At 68.0% G+C, this 1720-nt stretch carries 1 protein-coding gene; it reads right to left on the bottom strand.

The window, feature by feature from the left end; translation table 11 throughout:
- The coding region (locus OO71_RS45800) for an alpha-N-acetylglucosaminidase TIM-barrel domain-containing protein (RefSeq protein ID WP_245633989.1) at nucleotides 1-1662 on the bottom strand (1662 nt) is incomplete at its 3' end.
- Nucleotides 1663-1720: the final 58 nt, after the last annotated feature.

The raw sequence follows: 1720 nt of genomic DNA, 5'->3' as shown, positions 1-1720 counted from the left end.
GTAACAACCCTCATCCACGGTCGAACCCCAAGACCGGGCATCAGCCAGCCACTTACCCAGCAGGAAATCCTCACTCGCACGCAACAGGGTTTCCTGCGCGTCGATCAGCTGCAGGAAATCGGCGACCCGCTGGTCGTACCGCGGACCCACCATACTCGCCTGATTCGCCCGCAAACTCGGAATCGCCGCAATCACCGAATCCGTACTGCCATACGGATTCACGAACCCCTCCAACGCAGACTCGTCCATCCCCAGCGCCGCCACCGGCCCGCTCGCCACCGCCGCACCGCTCGTGTCGGCAGCATCGACCAGCGCACCGGCGAGAGCCTTCTGCGACTCGACCGGGTTCGTGCCTTGGTGCTCGTGCCGCCACGCCCCGAACGCCGCCTCGACCAGCGTGTCCCACGCCCGGCGCGCATGCACGTCGGCAGTGCCGTAGCGGGCCGTGGTCCATTCGTCCAGCCACGGACCGAGCTCGATGTCCCCGTCCGCCCACGCGAGATCGCTGAACAGGTCCCACAGCACCGGGTTGTTCCCGACGCCCTCGGCCATGTTCGCCAACCCCGACAGCCGAGATGGTTCGGCCCAGCGCTGCGGCGTCGCGGCAACAGCCGCCAGATCACCGTACAGCGGCGTCCGGCCACCATAATTCGGCAAAATCCCCAACGCCCACTTCGTGTCCAGGAACCCGCCCGCGGCGTCCGCGGCCTCCCCGGTCAAGTCCACGATGAAAACCCGGGACAGGTCAACCGCTTCCAGCACTTCCCGGCGAGGGTTGCCGATCCAGGCCTGCATCACCCAGGTCGAGTCCGGATCAGCAGCCAGCATCGCCCCTTGCACCCCGCGAGCAGCGTCGGCAAGGTCGACCCCGCCGGTTTTCCCGCCCTCGTGCAGCAGATCCGCCGCCCACAACCCACTCGCCCCGAACGCGGCATCCTGCGCGGCGTAGTAGGCCGCCGCGACCGTCGCGTACTCCGCCGTGCTCGTGTCAAGCCAGTCCGGCCGCCGCGGCCCCGCGACATCCATGAACCAGAGCCCTTGCGCAACCACATGCGCACCCGGATTACGGTCGGCGAACCCCGGCGGGACCGTCCCGATGAACCCCGGCAGAATCGGTGTGATGTCGAGTTCACGCATCCGGGCCAGCACGGTGCGGGCCAGTTCGGCGCGCTTGTCCACCAACGCCCGCGTGGTGCCCTTACCGAAATTCTCGATGTTGTTCAACCACAACCACGGCTGATGCGACGGCGGCCCCAACCACCGCAGAACCTCCGCCTCCTCATACCCGAACTGCGTGAACGTATCCACATACGCCAGCTCCTGACCCAGCGTCACATGCGCCGCCGTGACCCCGCTCGCGGCCAGCAGATCCAGCTCGGCTTCCCACTGTGCCCAGTCGAAAAACGGCGTCGTATACCCCGGCACCGTCAGGTTATAGGCCACCCGCGACTCCACCTGCGCCTGCCGCTCCACCACGACATCCGCGGGCAGCTCCCGATCCACCGGACGCGTACCAAACCGCGACACAGCCGCGACCCCGGTCTTGCGGGCGAACGCGGCATAACCCGCCACCGCCGCCCCCGCACCCGACGCCGTCACCTGCAAGACCCCACCGCGGGCCGATACCCGGAACCCGTCCCCGAGCCCGGGATCGATCGTCACCTGAATCCGCTCGGCGGGGAGCCCACTCAGCCGCACAATAGCGGCCACCGCATGCTGC

The organism is Amycolatopsis jejuensis (assembly GCF_000717335.1).
In the GTDB taxonomy this organism is placed as follows: Bacteria; Actinomycetota; Actinomycetes; order Mycobacteriales; family Pseudonocardiaceae; genus Amycolatopsis; species Amycolatopsis jejuensis.
The sequence above is the reverse complement of the archived record's forward strand: the minus strand, read 5'-3'. Positions and strand labels throughout refer to the sequence as shown.